This window comes from Phaeodactylibacter sp. (assembly GCF_040219495.1).
Taxonomy (GTDB): domain Bacteria; phylum Bacteroidota; class Bacteroidia; order Chitinophagales; family Saprospiraceae; genus Phaeodactylibacter.
In genome coordinates, this window is sequence record NZ_JAVJSK010000142.1 from 30,533 (window position 1) to 45,684 (window position 15,152).

At 54.9% G+C, this 15,152-nt stretch carries 11 protein-coding genes; 5 read left to right on the top strand and 6 right to left on the bottom strand.

Annotated elements, in window-relative coordinates; translation table 11 throughout:
• Nucleotides 1-106: 106 nt before the first annotated feature.
• On the top strand, nt 107-2,749 hold the full coding sequence (locus RIC19_RS23140; RefSeq protein WP_350180762.1) for a S8 family serine peptidase: 2,643 nt from the start codon (nt 107-109) through the stop codon (nt 2,747-2,749).
• A gap of 21 nt (nt 2,750-2,770) precedes the next feature.
• Here RIC19_RS23140 and RIC19_RS23145 read toward each other — a convergent pair whose 3' ends face one another.
• Nucleotides 2,771-3,352: a 1-acyl-sn-glycerol-3-phosphate acyltransferase gene (locus RIC19_RS23145; protein ID WP_350180763.1), complete on the bottom strand. Its 582-nt coding sequence runs from the start codon at nt 3,350-3,352 to the stop codon at nt 2,771-2,773.
• A gap of 162 nt (nt 3,353-3,514) precedes the next feature.
• On the opposite strand from RIC19_RS23145, the gene RIC19_RS23150 reads away from it, so the two are divergent.
• The gene (locus tag RIC19_RS23150) at nt 3,515-4,405 is read left to right on the top strand and encodes an aspartyl protease family protein (RefSeq protein ID WP_350180764.1); all 891 of its coding nucleotides are present in this window, start codon (nt 3,515-3,517) and stop codon (nt 4,403-4,405) included.
• On the opposite strand, the gene RIC19_RS23155 is transcribed toward RIC19_RS23150, so the two are convergent.
• The 4 genes from RIC19_RS23155 to RIC19_RS23170 all read right to left on the bottom strand — a co-directional run bounded on the left by RIC19_RS23155 (nt 4,386) and on the right by RIC19_RS23170 (nt 11,184).
• Nucleotides 4,386-5,753 (bottom strand): DNA recombination protein RmuC, encoded by a 1,368-nt coding sequence (locus RIC19_RS23155; RefSeq protein ID WP_350180765.1) that lies wholly within the window; start codon nt 5,751-5,753, stop codon nt 4,386-4,388. The genes RIC19_RS23150 and RIC19_RS23155 overlap by 20 nt on opposite strands.
• A gap of 79 nt (nt 5,754-5,832) precedes the next feature.
• Nucleotides 5,833-9,087 carry a maltose alpha-D-glucosyltransferase gene (treS, locus tag RIC19_RS23160; RefSeq protein WP_350180766.1) on the bottom strand — a complete coding sequence of 1,085 codons (3,255 nt, stop codon included), beginning with the start codon at nt 9,085-9,087 and terminating at the stop codon, nt 5,833-5,835.
• Between the two features lie 265 nt (nt 9,088-9,352).
• Nucleotides 9,353-9,976 (bottom strand): MiaE family protein, encoded by a 624-nt coding sequence (locus RIC19_RS23165; protein ID WP_350180767.1) that lies wholly within the window; start codon nt 9,974-9,976, stop codon nt 9,353-9,355.
• Between the two features lie 44 nt (nt 9,977-10,020).
• Complete coding sequence (locus RIC19_RS23170; protein WP_350180768.1) at nt 10,021-11,184, bottom strand: hypothetical protein; 1,164 nt, start codon at nt 11,182-11,184, stop codon at nt 10,021-10,023.
• A 103-nt stretch (nt 11,185-11,287) separates the two neighbouring features.
• Here RIC19_RS23170 and RIC19_RS23175 point away from each other — a divergent pair, with 103 nt between their 5' ends.
• The 3 genes from RIC19_RS23175 to RIC19_RS23185 all read left to right on the top strand — a co-directional run bounded on the left by RIC19_RS23175 (nt 11,288) and on the right by RIC19_RS23185 (nt 14,970).
• Complete coding sequence (locus RIC19_RS23175) at nt 11,288-13,435, top strand: prolyl oligopeptidase family serine peptidase (RefSeq protein WP_350180769.1); 2,148 nt, start codon at nt 11,288-11,290, stop codon at nt 13,433-13,435.
• 199 nt (nt 13,436-13,634) lie between these two features.
• The gene (cdaA, locus tag RIC19_RS23180; RefSeq protein ID WP_350180770.1) at nt 13,635-14,429 is read left to right on the top strand and encodes a diadenylate cyclase CdaA; all 795 of its coding nucleotides are present in this window, start codon (nt 13,635-13,637) and stop codon (nt 14,427-14,429) included.
• Nucleotides 14,416-14,970 (top strand): GNAT family N-acetyltransferase, encoded by a 555-nt coding sequence (locus RIC19_RS23185; RefSeq protein WP_350180771.1) that lies wholly within the window; start codon nt 14,416-14,418, stop codon nt 14,968-14,970. Before cdaA ends, RIC19_RS23185 begins: the two co-directional genes overlap by 14 nt.
• Here the strand turns inward: RIC19_RS23185 and RIC19_RS23190 are convergent.
• A partial coding sequence (locus tag RIC19_RS23190; RefSeq protein ID WP_350180772.1) for a hypothetical protein occupies nt 14,960-15,152 on the bottom strand: 193 nt, incomplete at its 5' end. The genes RIC19_RS23185 and RIC19_RS23190 overlap by 11 nt on opposite strands.

The window sequence follows — 15,152 nt, forward strand, 5'->3', positions numbered from 1 at the left end:
AAATGTCGCATCCTAAGCAACAGTACGGGTTTCTGACCAGAAAAGCGTACAGCAGCATAACGGCCACCCTTTTTGATTTGTTGTGTTCAAAAAATCTGACGGGTCTATGGGCGGCGCTAAGCGCATAAAATTTTACCTTTTCCTGGTTTGCTGGGCTTGTGCTGCCCTCACTAATGCCCAAAGTGTGCCCGGTGAAGTCCTGGTACAACTAATGGCCGATAAGGCTCCGGAACAAATCCTCAGGGCTCCTGGCTTTACTTACCGGGAAACACTGTCCCGCAGCGCCCGAATCCACCTATTGTCCTATGATACCCTGCGCTATAGCCTCCCGGATGCCCTAAAAAGGCTAAATCAGCAGCCCGGCGTGGCCCTGGCCCAACCCAACCACCGCCTGCAACTGCGCGATACCATCCCCACCGATCCCCTATTCCCGCAGCAGTGGCAATGGCTGAACCTTTCCGAACAAAACAGCCTGCCAGATGCGGATGTAGACGCCGATTTGGCCTGGAGCCTGCCCTCTTTCGGCCCTACTACTGCCCTCGGGGACACCATCGTCATCGCGGTGCTGGACGATGGCATTCAGGCCGATCATCCCGACCTGGCGCCCAACCTGTGGCGCAACCATCATGAGATCCCCAACAACCATATTGACGATGACCAAAACGGCTACGTGGATGACCACCGGGGCTGGAACCCCACCCTGGGCAGCGACCATATCCATCAGGGGTACCACGGCACGCCTGTTGCTGGCATGATCGCTGCTGCCTGGCAAAATGGGACGGGTGGGACGGGTATTGCGCCCCAGATAAAAATTATGGTGGTAGCCGGGAGCAGCCAAACCGAAGCCGATGCCATTGCCGCCTACGCCTACGTATTGGAGCAGCGCCTGCGCTATAACGAAACCCAGGGCGCACAGGGCGCTTTTGTAGTGGCCACCAATACCTCCTGGGGAATCAACGGGCTTTCTCCCGCCGAAGCCCCGATCTGGTGCCAGTTTTATGATGAACTGGGCGCCGCTGGTATACTCAACTGCGCCGCTACCGCCAATCCCAGCTGGAATATAGACGAAGTAGGTGATATGCCTACTGCCTGCAGCAGCCCCTACCTCCTTACGGTTACGGCGTCCAACCGTATGGATGAATGCACGGGCGCTTACGGTCCGGTTGCCGTTGACCTCGCTGCACCCGGCCGGGAGGTCTTTACCACCCACCCCGGCAGCATCTATGGGTGGAGCTCTGGCACCTCTTTCGCCAGCCCCATCGCAGCAGGCGCAGTAGCCTTGCTGTACAGTTCGGCCTGCTCTGATCTGGGCGCTCTGGCCCACAACGACCCAGCCGCAGCAGCCCTCGAAGCCAAAGCTTTACTCCTCAACACCACAGACCCTGCTCCCGGGATGGCCGGGCAGACGGTCACCGGGGGGCGGCTGAATGCTTACCGGGCCTTAGAAGAACTCGCCCTGAACTGTACCCCCTGTCAGCCCGTCCTTGACCTTGCTGCTGAAGAAGCCGACGAGCAGGAGCTACTGCTGACCTGGACGAATACCGGCCCGGAAGATGCCAACACCCTGCTTTGGAGGCCCGCAGGCGCTAACGAGTGGCAGGAGGTGCCCGAAGCCATACCACCGGTGGCCCTGCATGCCCTTTTGCCCTGTACCCGATACGAGATTAAGATAGCCCGCCAATGTGCGGACAGCCAGACCGCATTTTCACCAACGATTGAGGTATGGACCAGCGGTTGCTGCCTGCCTCCTGGCAACGTTTCCGCTACTGCCCTGGGCAATACCGGCGCTACACTCAGCTGGGACACCAACGGGGAGCCCCTACTCTATCAGATTCAGGTGCAAGATGAAACCGGTTGGATCTTTAACACCACCCATCATGGCGGCAGTCTTCAACTGAGTGGCTTATCGCCCTGTACGGCCTACAAAGCTATGATTGCACCGGTTTGCCAAAACGAAGACAGCAACAGCGTTGAATTCCGATTTGTGACCGAAGGCTGCGGTAGCTGCACTGACCTTAGCTACTGTACTTCCTACGGGGGCACCTCTGGCACCGAATGGATTGACGCCGTCACTTTTGGGGACCAATACCACCTCAGTGGGCTGAATGAAGGCACCCCCCTCTTCCCCACCCCTGGTTTTACCGTCGGGAGAGGGCAAACCGTGCCTCTTAGCATACGGCCGGGTTTTCAACATATTGCATTCCCGGAGTACATCCGGGTTTGGATAGACCTGGACCAGGACGGGCAATTCGCTCCGACAGCAGAGCTACTGCTCGACACCTTGCTGCTGCCCGCTCAAGACAGCCTGTCCACCACCCTGCTCATCCCGGGAAATGCCCTGCCCGGTACTACCCGGATGCGGGTGAGCCTGAAATGGGCCGGATTTGGCAGTATGAAACCCCTGCCCTGTGAACCGCATATTCATTTTGGAGAAGTAGAAGACTACTGTGTAGATATTCTGGAGCAGCTGACCCCCAGTCAGACCAGCACGCTTCAGGAGGAGGAGGCACTAAGGGTTTGGCCTAATCCATTTGGGCGAACCCTGCAACTGCAGCACACTTCTGTTGATGATCAGGCCGCAGTGCAATTGATCGGTATTGATGGTAAGGTGCACCTGGAGCAGGAAGTCTACCTGAGTGCTGGCCAGTCCCTTCGGTTGCAGCTGCCTGAAGCACTGCCCGCCGGGTGGTACCTGTTGCGGGCACGTATTGCCGGCCGGGTGTACCGTAAGCCGGTCCTGCATCACTGATAAACCGTTCTTTACGCGGCGTTAGGAAACATAACGCTGGTCCAGGGCGAACTGATCAGGGTATTTGCCTTTGATGTTCCTGTAAAAGTCCATGATTTGCTTTAGTTCTGCCTCAACATCTCCGGTTGGATAGATGAAAGCCCCCACGCCAGCTTCCTTTTTGGTGTAGTCCAGGTAACCCAGGCAGATCGGGGCCTTTGCCTGCAGGGCAGCATAATAGAAACCCGTTTTCCACTTTTCCCGCCTACCACGCGTGCCCTCCGGCGTCACCATAATCGCCATTTTATCCTGCGATTCCAGCAACTCTGCCATGAGCTGCGTGTAGCTTGGGCGCTCACCGGAATCCCCCCTGGGGCGCCGGTCAATAGCCAAACCGCCGAGCGGGCCGATGATCAGGCCGAGCGGAAAACGCATCCACTCCCGTTTGATGGTGAATTTCAGGGGTATGCCCATAACGTAGAAGGCTAACCGGGCGTAGTAGATATCCCAATTGGAGGTATGTGGTGCCGCTATGATCACACAATGCTCTACTTCTTTCGGCACTGCCGGGTTGAGCCGCCAACCGGACAATCGAAGCAATAATGCTGCAAGTCGCTTTCCCATGTGAGTGAGTTATTCCCACAAAGATGGGAAATATTGCCGAACAGGAAACTTATAAAGCGGTACAAACGTTTAATGTTAACTGTATGTTAACTTACCATTAATTGAACGTTACCTGCTCTTATTTTCCGGGCAGGCCCGTACTGTGAAAAAAGACCAGAAGAGATGAAGAAGCTACTCACCATACTACTGCTCGCTGTCTTTTGCAGCACTTCCGCCTTGCCGCAAAACAGCGCTTTCAAGAAAATACCCTTTCGGCTTGTCAATAATATGGTGATTGTGGAAGCCCGGATGAACGGAACGACCGGCAACTTCATTTTGGATACCGGCTTCCCGTTATCTGTTGTCAATCCCCATCAGGTGGAAGGCTTGGTGCGGGTACCGGCTCCGCAGGCGCAATCAGCATTCAGTGGCGTCCCCGTTAGTGTGGATCAGTTTGAATGGGCCGGCATGGAGCGTCAGGATATGAAAGCTGTTGCCATGAATATCAGCCACCTGGAATCTACAGCCAATCAGGAAATCATGGGCATTATCGGTGCGGAGGTCCTCCAGCAAGTTGAGGTGATGTTTGATTTCCGCAATCAGGTTGTTTTGCTGTACGACCGCAAGAGCAGCTGGCTGCACGAGCAGCACCGGCCACAGTTTAGCCTGCCCTTTGAGCTGGAACAGGGGCTGCCGGTTTTACGTACAAAGATGGGTGGGCGGACCTACCGCCTTGGGCTCGACATCGGTGGGCGCTACAACCTGATGCGGGAGCACCTGCTCGAAACCCTTCCCCGAGAAATCGTAGGCAGGATTTCCCGGCAGCAACTCCTGGATTTTGCCAATATGCCTGACTATTTCGATAAAGCGCCGGTATCTGATCTAACAATCAGCGGCCGGTCTTTCGACCCCACCACGTTCGTTTTCACAGAACTAAAAAAGGCCATCTCCGCTGACGTAGATGGCATTCTGGGGCTTGACTTTCTGGCCCGCTACCGCTTTGCCATCAATTATCACAAAAAGACCATTTATTTCTGGCCCCACGGCTCAGAGATCAATCATCGTCAGATTTAGGCACATCGAGTTTTGAGGACCGCGCAGCTTCCACCATATCTTCCGGAAGCTGCCGTGAGGTCCGAGCTCCCAGCTCGCGTATGCGCTCCGCTCTTCCGACCAGCGTATCTCCGTACTTTTTGGACTCCACGAGCTTGTTCATGGCACCATCGTAGGCATTTTGGGCCTGTTGAACACGCTGCCCCACCTCTTTCAGGTCTTCCACAAAATTGACGAACTTATCGTAAAGCAGTCCGCTCTGCCGGGCAATTTCCAGCACACTGGATTTCTGTTTCTCCTGTTTCCAGATGTAGCTTACCGTCCGCATCGTAGCCAGTAGCGTGGAGTTGGAAACGACCACCACGTTAGCGTCGAGGGCATCCATAAAAAGCTGCGGATCCTGCTGAACGGCCAAAGCGAAAGCAGGCTCGATGGGAATATAAAGCAAAAGATAGTCTGGTGTCTGAATCTGGTAAAGATTGGTGTACTGCTTACTGCCGAGGTCGCGGATATGCCGGCGGATGCTATCGGTATGGGCTTTGAGATGGCGCTCCCGTTCTTGTTTATCTTCGGTGCTGTAGAAGCGGTCATAGGCTTTTAGCGACACCTTGGAATCAATGATGAGGGTTTTATCTTCCGGCAGGTGGATGATAAAGTCCGGCCGTTTGGCTTTCCCATCTTCATCCCGGAATGTAGGCTGCGCCTGAAAGTGTACATTTTTCTGCAAGCCCGCTTTTTCGAGCAACAGCTCCAGCTGCACCTCCCCCCAGTCGCCCTGTGCCTTATTATCGCCTTTGAGTGCACTCGCCAGGTTATTGGCATCCTCACTCAGTTGCTGATTGAGGGCGCGCAGCCCTTCGATTTCTTTTTTCAGGCTGACGCGGTCGCGGGTCTCTTCCAGGAAGCGCTGCTCAATACCCGTCTCAAAAGCCTTGATCCGCTCTTTCAGCGGGTTGAGCAACTGGCCCAGCAATAGTTGGTTTTGTGCGGTAAACTTGCTGCTTTTTTCTTCCAGCAGGCGGTTGGCCAGGTTCTCAAACTCAGCCTGAAACCGCTGTTGCAGTTCGGCAGCCTCTGCTTTCTGATGGCGCAGGGTATCCTCCAACTGCAGGTTGGCCTGCTCCAGGCGGGCTGCTTTTTCCGAGGTCAAGCGGTACGTTTCCTGCAATTCAAACAAGTCTTCCCGCTGTGCATCGGCCTGCTGCTCCAGTTGCTGGTAAAGGCTGCGGTGCACGTACCGGGCTTCTACTTCTCCCCTGGAAAAGGTGTGGCGCTGCATCCGCATTTTGGCCATCAGCCAGCCACCCAGCCCACCAGCCAGCAATCCAATCAGCAAGAAGAGTAAGGCAAGCAATAATTCATCCGGCATAACGTAGCGTTGTCAACAAAACAATGAAATGCTATCGCCAATAAAGTTACACTAATTCCACTAAAAACCCTGCACGGGCCTATCTTTTTACCCCAATCCGCCGGAGCAGCCCACAGTAAGGGATTGCTTCCCACTCCCGGGTTTGCTGCAGCTCAAAGCCCAGTTCGTAAAGGTGGCGCTCCAGTTGGAAAGTGTGCATGAGTAACTCCCAGTCTTCGTCTGAGGCGGGCAGCAGACCGGCGGCCCGGGCAACCGGCAGGTAGCCTTCCAGAAAAGCATTATGGATGGCATCATACCAGGCCTCGGCATACGGCAGCAGTACACTCTCATTGGGCTGTTTGGGCTTGATTTGTGTCAGCAGTGCGCCCATTGCAGCGTAGTATAGTGAGCTCGACAGGCTGGCCAAATCACGGACCGGAGATTTCCGCAGGCGCAGCTCGCTGAAGCTACGGGTACGGTCGCCTTCGAAATTGAAGAGCACAAAGGAATTGCCGGTAAACAACACTTTTTCCAGCTGCAGGTCACCGTGCACCCGAATCTTCAGTGCATCCAGCTTGTGGTCGTAGATTTTACGCAGCTCGTCAGTAATGCGCTCTTTGTGTTCGGTCAGCACCGCTTTTTGATGATCAGACATCCGGTCCGATTTATTCATCCGCTGGAAGCTCGACCGCAACTGGGAATTCCAGGCCGAAAACAGGGAACGCTGGTAGTGCAGAGAAAAAGCTTCGGGCTGGAAGTCCGGCAGGTCATTTTCCGTCAGCCCCTTGTGGAACTCTGCGACCGTCTGACCGAGCAACTGCGCCCGGTTCAGCGAGATATCACCAATAAACCGGGCTTTAATGCCCTCATCGAGCGGCGGCAGGGCTTCCTGTTCCACGCTAATGTCTTCCAGGAAGCGCCGTGCGTTGTCGTAAAAGTAAGTCCAGGCGGTGCCCTGATTGGATACATAGGGCTGCAGGGCTGCCAAAACGTAGGGGTGCTTGTTCTTGTCTTTGTACTCCAGGTGGCTCAGGTAGCCCGGGACAGGCAGCTGGGAATCGTCCCCATAGCGGTTGATCTCCAGTTCCGGGTTGGGGGTATCCTCCAGCCGGCGGAAGACCTTCAGGAAGTATTGGTCACCAAAGGCCAGCGCCCGGTGGTTGCTTTGGGTAGCGATGACCCGGGCAGGTGGCAGCGCCTGATTGGAAGGGACTCCGTTCAAACGGGAGCTGTGCTGGAAACTAAAGCCCTCGGGCAGTTCCGTTTCCCCTTCGAGCAGGTACCGCAGCAAGTAATTGCGGAATCCGGTACTTTCATCCGCTTCAAAGAGATAGCCTTCCTGCTTAGTGCCCGTCAGGCAGCAGAGAATCTGATTGGCAGCCGGCGCATTGGGCTGCCGCTGATAATCGCCTTTGCGCATAGCCAGCGGCATAAAGTACAGCTCCGGAAAGCCTTCTGTGTAGTGGGTCTGCAGGATCATCAGCAGAGAGCGCCCGCCCTCGTAGCGCAGGGGCTCTACTTTGATGATTTCCACACTGTCCAGCTTGCGGCCGTCGATGTTGTATTTTTGGGTGCGGCTCAGAAACTTGCGGACCACCTCCCGAAGTTCGGGGTGGTACTTTTTGTCCTGCGCAAAGTCCGTCCACTGCTCGGGTTTCCATTGCAGCTCCGGGATGGTCACATTCGATCTTTCATTTTGGAAGGCGGGCTCCAATTCAAACCAGTAGTATCCGAATGGCCCGATCGTGAAGCGGTTCTGCCCCCGGTTGATGGGCGGGAACTGTGCCTGCCCAAAGGTCTCAATCGGCTGATAGCGCTCGAACTCCGGCAGCTCCAGGTCTACCGCCTGTGCGTGCCGCGACAGGTTGGCGATGACCAGCAGGTGCTCCTCTTCGAAAGAACGGGTAAAGGCGAGCACTTTGGCATTCTCAGGCGACAGGAATTTGATGTCCCCACGACCAAAGGCCCGGTAGCGCCGACGCACGTTGATGATGCGCCGCATCCACCACAGCAAGGAAGAGGAATTGTTCTGCTGCACCTCCACATTAATGGTTGAATACTGGTACTCCGGATCATTGATGAGGGGCAGGTAGAGCTTGTGCGGGTGGGTATTGGAGAACCCTGCATTGCGGTCTACATTCCACTGCATAGGTGTACGCACCCCGTCGCGGTCGCCCAGGTGGACGTTGTCGCCCATACCGATTTCGTCCCCGTAGTAGAGGACAGGCGTGCCGGGCAGGCTGAGGAGCAGGGAGTTCATCAGCTCGATTTTCTGCCGGTTGTTGTCCAGCAGAGGTGCCAGCCGGTGACGAATACCGAGGTTGATACGGGAAGCCGAGTCTTTGTTGTACGCACGGTACATATAGTCGCGCTCCTCGTCGGTCACCATCTCCAGAGTGAGTTCGTCGTGGTTACGCAGAAAAATACCCCACTGACAGTTCTCCGGGATCTCCGGGGTCTGCTCTATGATGTCGATAATCGGATAGCGGTCCTCCATCTTGATGGCCATAAACATGCGCGGCATGATGGGGAAGTGGTAATTCATGTGGCATTCGTCCCCGTCTCCGAAGTAAGAGGCAGAGTCTTCGGGCCACATATTGGCTTCCGCCAAAAGCATGACGTTCGGGTTTCGGGCCTCGACGTGCGCACGTAGTTTTTTGAGGAAGACGTGAGTTTCCGGCAAATTTTCACAGTTGGTGCCATCGCGCTCAAACAGGTAGGGAATCGCATCGAGGCGGAACCCATCCACGCCCATATCCGTCCAGAAATCGATCATCTTAAAGATCTCTCCCTGTACGGCAGGGTTATCAAAATTCAAATCAGGTTGGTGGCTGTAAAACCGGTGCCAGTAGTAGGCCTGTGCTTCTTCGTCCCAGGTCCAGTTGGATTTCTCAAAATCCTGGAAGATAATGCGGACATCCTTGTACTGGTCGGTGGTTTGGCTCCAGACGTAGTATTCGCGCTCCGGGCTGCCCGGAGGTGCTTTTCGGGCTTTCTGAAACCAGGGGTGCTGATCAGAGGTATGGTTGATCACCAGCTCGGTAATGACTTTCAGGCCTCTTTTGTGGGCCTCGTCCAGCAGGGTTTTGAACTGCCGCACCGTTCCATAGTCCGGGTTGATGGAATAGTAATCGGAGATGTCGTAGCCACCGTCCCGCTGAGGAGAAGGGTAAAAGGGCAACAGCCAGATGGCGGTCACGCCCAGATCCTGCAGATAGTCCAGCCGTTGGATCAGGCCGTTGAAGTCGCCGATCCCATCGGCGTTACTGTCCTGAAATGCCTTGATGTGCAATTCGTAAATAATGGCGTCCTTGAACCATAGCGGGTCCTGATCAATCGTGTTTTGCTGCGACATAAAACTAAGTTAGTGAGGTTTGCGATATCCGGGTCTTCGGGAAAGGAACGGCAAGCCAGTCTGTTTTGTGCAGGTGGTTACCGAATTTCTCTATTTGGTCTTATTTGGTAGGAAAAGCGATAATAAGGATATCTGCTGAGAAATGGAAATGTGGGCCGCAGAGAAGTAAAGCGCCGCTTCAAAAATTACTTTGGGGCAGTACGTTTCGGATAGCGTTTTGGAAGGTAACCTGTGCATGCCCTTTGGTTTTCATAACCAATCCGCCCTAATGCATACGATCGCCCCGCAGTTCGAGTTCATCCATAATTTCCGCTTCCCGTTCGAGGAATTCCTTCCAGCGGGCCCGGACTTTATCCTCCTCACCGTACTGTTTGGCCAGGTCGATGAACAAGCGGTAATGACCGGCCTCTGCGACCATGAATTTATGGTACCATTCCCGCAGTTCTTCCTCACTGATATTGAGCGAAAGCAGTCGGAAACGCTCGCAGCTACGCGCCTCGATCAGCGCACAGGTCAGCAGTTTGTCCAGCAGGCGTTCTTCGCGGCTACCGCCTTTTTTGTGGAAAGCCAGCAGTTTGTTGACGTATTCGTCTTTGCGCTGCCGCCCCAGCTTCAACCCTCGTTTGTCCAGCTCTTTGAGCACCATGCGGAAGTGCCCCCACTCTTCCGTAACGATAGGCGCCAGCTCCCGGACCAGGTCCTCATGCTCAGGGTAGCCCTGAATGAGGGAAATACAGGCTGTCGCTGCTTTTTGTTCGCAGTAGGCGTGGTCGGTCAGAATTTCTTCCAGTTCTATCTCTGCCAGATTCACCCAACGGGGGTCGGTCGGCAATTTGAGGCCGAGCATTTGGACGGCCTTCAGTTCTTCATCGCGGGTTCTTACATCCATAAGTGGGTAGCGGATTGGTTATAAGGACTGGCAAATATAGCAAATCAGCGGGATTCCAGGCATTGGATCTGATGCATAAACAAGCCCGGGTGATAAGTTTCGTACTCTTCGTACCCACTGCTCCAGCCCAGGATGATTTTATCCAGCTCATAGCGCTTGAGGAGGTTGACCTGCCCCTGATCGATGGGATAGATGACGCTGTAGGTCAATTCACCGGTCCGTTCATTCAACACCCCGCTACTCCCCTTCCCTGCCAGCAGTTTAACAAACTGCTTATTGAGGGTGACCATGACCAGGAAGGAATTTTTTTGGATAGCGCCGTAGATTTCCTGTGCATTTTCCATAGCGAAGGTAAAGTCCAAAGCAATATAGCGGTAACCGCCCATCTGATTGAAAGAAGCCCGGCAGGTTAGGTATTCCCGCCCTTGCAGTACTGGGCGGAGCCGTTCGGTGGGCGTATGGGTAAACAGCAGCGCTTTCTCCTGGTCGACCTGGTATTTACCGGCGGAGTTCACCCCTTCATACGCAAAGGCACATTGATACTGAGGGGACTGAATGACCTCATTGCTATGCCCGAAGGGGCGGAAATCATCATCAAGGAGCACACTTTCGTAAGAGTCCGAGGAAAGGACATCCACTCCTTCGAATTGCTGCAATTGGAGCCGTTTCTGCGCCTGTTCTTTTTGGTAAGCTTCCACATAACTGCGATTGTCACGGATTTGACGGGCATTTAGCGCTTCGTTATTAGCCATTCTGGCTTCCCGGACAGCGATAGACTCGGTTTCCCGGGCATTTTTCAGGCGTTCCTGCAATTGCTGTTTTTCTTTAGAATCACCTTCTTTCTTTTTAGCATTCTCCAATTCTTTTTCCAGCGCCAGGGTACGTTCCCGGGCCTCATCTGCCCGTTGCTGAGCGATGTCAGCAGCCTGCCGTGCCAGTTGGGCTTTACGGTCTGCAATCCGGCGCAGATCGTCAAAGGTAACGATGGTCTCTCCCGGCAGTGGCAGCACTTCCACATCCAATATGGCATGAGCCGGGCCGGCCTGTTCCCCTTCACCAATAGAGAACACGTACTTACGCTGCCCTTCCTCATCAAGCATATAAGGCCGGTTCTTCTCATCATACCAAACATCCTCATTCTGTGCCTGGGCGCTATTGATTACTGTGCCCCAAAACAACAGGATGGCGAAAAATGCTTTAATTTGCATGGCGTCAATGAATTTGCTGAACGTTCTTCCGAAATTGAACTCAAGATAGCCATAAATTGAGGTAGAAGGCAAAAAATCAGGGACAAATCAAAATACGAACACCATGAGAAACAAGGGTCTGTTTTTTTTATGCTGCGCCGCTTTCTGTATTTCAGGCTGCCAATCGGGGGCATCTGACCAAGCCTATGACTTCCCTGATATTCCTGTCTCTTACCCGGAAACACCCCGGGACACCGCCCGCACGGACAGCTATGCCGGCTACAAAGTCTCTGCGCCCTACCATTGGCTGGAGCAGACCGACTCGGCTATGGCACAGGGCTGGATCAGCGAACAAGCCCAAATGACCGGTACTTACCTCAGCCAGTTGCCCGGCCAGGCAGCCCTGAGCCGGCAGCTCGACCAATTACAAGACTATGTGTCCATCACCCCTCCCCGGCTAATCAACGGGGCCTGGTATTTCCTGAAATCGGGGAAAGGTGTTCTCCAGGGGCTGTACCGCAGGGATAGTATACAGGGGCCGGAAACCCAGCTAATCGACCCGGAAGCGGAAGGCTGGGCGGCCAGTTCTCAAATCACCGGCCTGGCGGCCTCTGCCGATGGCGAGCTGCTGGCACTGAAGCGCTCCGTTGCCCATTCCGAATGGGAGGACATTCTGATCTATGACCTTAAGCAAGAAGCTTTCCTGCGGGACACCCTGCAGTTTGTACGGCACAGCAACATCACCTGGTACCGCGATGGCTTTTTCTACAGCCGCTACGCCCGGCCCGGCGACAACCTTGAGCCTTACCTTTTCCAGCAGATGTACTACCACCGTGCGGGCACCGATCAGTCGGAAGACGAACTTGTCTACGCAGACCGCAGCGACCCCCGCTACCGTTTTGAGACTTACCTGAGCCAGGAGCAGGGGTATCTCCTCCTATTTGCCACCAATTCAGAAGGCAGACAAGCTGTTTATGCCCGGTCACTGAACCAGCCGGATGCCCCTTTTTCCACCATTGCTGAAGATGCAGCCTTCCAGTTTGAATGGGCGGGCGCCGATGCCACCGGTATTTACCTCATTACCAACCTCGATGCGCCCAACCGCCGCCTCGTGCGGATAGACCCGGAGCTGCCCGACCCTTCTTTTTGGGAGACCATCCTGCCAGCCGGGCAAGCCCCGTTGCAGTCCGTGCACTGGACAGACGGTAAGATACTCGCCGTCTACCAAACAGCGCAGGGCAGTGCCATGGCGCTATACGATACCAAGGGGAAATTGCTCAAGCGCCCCAAACTGCCCGACAACGGGTGCGTCCTTGACATCAGCAGCCGGTACGACACCCCGGATGTCTTCATCAGCTATGGCCACCTGCTGGAGCCGCCGCAGATCTACCGCCTCGACCTGAATGCAGAGCGGATGACCGCTTTTCATACCCCGGTCACCACCCTGGACCCCAAAAACTTTAAGGTCAGCCTGGTACAGTTCAAGAGCTACGACGAGACTGAGCTCTCCATGTATATCGCCCGCAAAATAGGCACCAAGCTCAACGGTAAACAGCCGGTCCTGTTGTTTGCCGGAGGGCGTAAGGACGGGCCATTTGCGCCCATGCATCAGACCACGGAGCGGCTGTTGGCTCAGCTCATGCTGGAGCAGGGCGGTATCTGTGCGATCCCTGCTCTTCGGGGCGGCAGCGCACTGCAAACGGCCAAACGGCGGGCAGGTCAGCGGGAGTACAAGCAAAACACCTTTGACGACTTTCAGGCTGCCGCCGAATACCTTATCGCCAATGATTACACCAAGGCCGCAAAGATTGCCGTGTACGGAGAAGGGCACGGCGCACTGATTGCAGCAGCCAGCCTGGCGCAGCGCCCCGACCTGTTTGGTGCGGTAGCGGGGGCGGATGGCATGTACGACCTGCTGCGCTATCCGGAGTTAGGCTCCGGCTGGAAATGGCTGCCCGAGTTTGGCGATCCCGCCGACCCCAAGCAGTTTGACCACATCTTCGCCTACTCTCCTGTGCAAAAACTAACGACAGACCAGTACCCGGCAACGATGCTGCTGGCCCATCAGGGCAGCGATGCCGTCATGCCCGTGCACACCTGGAAAATGGGGGCAGTCTTGCAACATCAGCAAAGCGGCAACGCCCCCGTGCTCGTCTATCCGGTACCACAAGCACAGCCCTTCGGTAGAACAGGAGCAGATGTCATGGCGTTTCTATTGTACCATTTGAAAACGCCCGTAAAGGATTATACTCCCCTCGGGCACAATAAGTGATTTTTGACTTTTTCTTTTTGCGCCCTGCGGCGTTAAAAATGCTCCCCGTAGCCGGGCTATGCCTGCGGTTCGCTTCGCGTCTACTTTGCTCTGCACAGCGAGTGCCATCGTGGTTTTACCTTGCAGGCCACAAAAATAAAGTCGTCAAAAATTTCACCTCTCGTGACCGAGGGGAGTATTAAAAGCCAACGCAGCATACATGATCTACCTTTTTGATATTGGTTTTTTGCCGGTCAGAATCTGGGATGTACTCGACATCATCATTGTCGGGTACCTCATGTATCAGATTTACAAGCTGCTGCGTGGCAATATCGCCTTCAATATCTTTGTGGGGGTACTGACGCTCTACGTGGTGTGGTGGCTGGTGAACCAACTGGAGATGGACCTGCTATCGGCCGTGCTCGATCAGTTTGTAAGCGTTGGTGTGATTATTATTATTATCATTTTCCAGCCGGAAGTACGGCGCTTCCTGTTGTTCCTGGGCAATACCACGCTGCGGCAGCGTTCCAATTTCCTGGGGCGCATCCTGGACCGCAACCTGGAAAACACAGAAGAAAAGGTCCGGCAATTGCGGGCACTGCGGTCGGCTATTGTACGCATGAGCAAGCGCCAAACCGGTGCCCTGATTGTTCTGGCCGGCAACCTGGACCTCGACGGGCTGGTCAGCTCCGGGGTAGCGATGGACGCCGACATCACGGAGCCGCTGTTGGAAAGTATTTTTAATAAACACAGCCCTCTGCACGACGGGGCCGTCATCATCAGCAACGGGCGCATACAATCCGCCAGCTGCGTACTGCCCGTTTCTGAAAACCCCAATCTGCCCAGCAGCGCCGGTTTGCGCCACCGGGCAGCAGTAGGCATTACCGAGCGGGCCAATGTGGCGGCTTTTATTGTATCTGAAGAGACCGGCTATATATCCATTGCGGCAGAAGGCGAGCTTCGCCGCAAACTTGATGAGCAGGAACTGAAATCTTTACTAAGTGAGTATTACTAAATTACCTGAGGGGCTTCATGTGGAACGGGTGGAGGAATTTGCCCTGACTGAGCACCGGCAGCTCAGCATACAACAGCTGCTGAAGACCGCTTTTCCGGGCTATCCGGACCGTACCTTTTACCGGCAGCTGCCGGATTTCCGCTACCTGGGCTTTCAGGGGGAGCAACTCATGGCCCACATGGCTGTGGAGCACCGGCTGCTGCACAATGCAGGTCAGTTGTACCCGGTCTTTGGCGTGATGGACCTCTGCGTAGACCCGCTTTTCCAGCGCCGCCGCATTGCCAGCTACCTGCTGGACGAGCTCACTGACCTGGGGCAGGCTCATCGGATTGACTTTCTCGTCCTCCTGGCCAGTCAGCATCAGCTTTACCTCGACAATGGTTTCCAACTGGTCAGCAACCCCTGCGTTTGGATGATGATCACCGGGGAGCAGTCCTTGGGGCTCACCCGCCACTCGGTCAAGCATTCCCTGATGGTCAAACCACTCGGTGAGCCGCAGTGGAAAGAAGGGTTGGTGGATTTTTTGGGGCCTATTTTTTAGAGCGTGATACCGGTAGTTTCATAGATTTCAATCGTTTCAGGGTAAACGTCCGAGCAACCCCGTATTGCCTGCGCCAGTCGCAAGCGCGACCTTTGTCGAAAAAGGCAAGAGATGAAAAACAATGGCCGCGCCGAAGAGATGGCGCAACTTTTAGAAGAGCAAGCTTCTTCAGGCATGAGCAA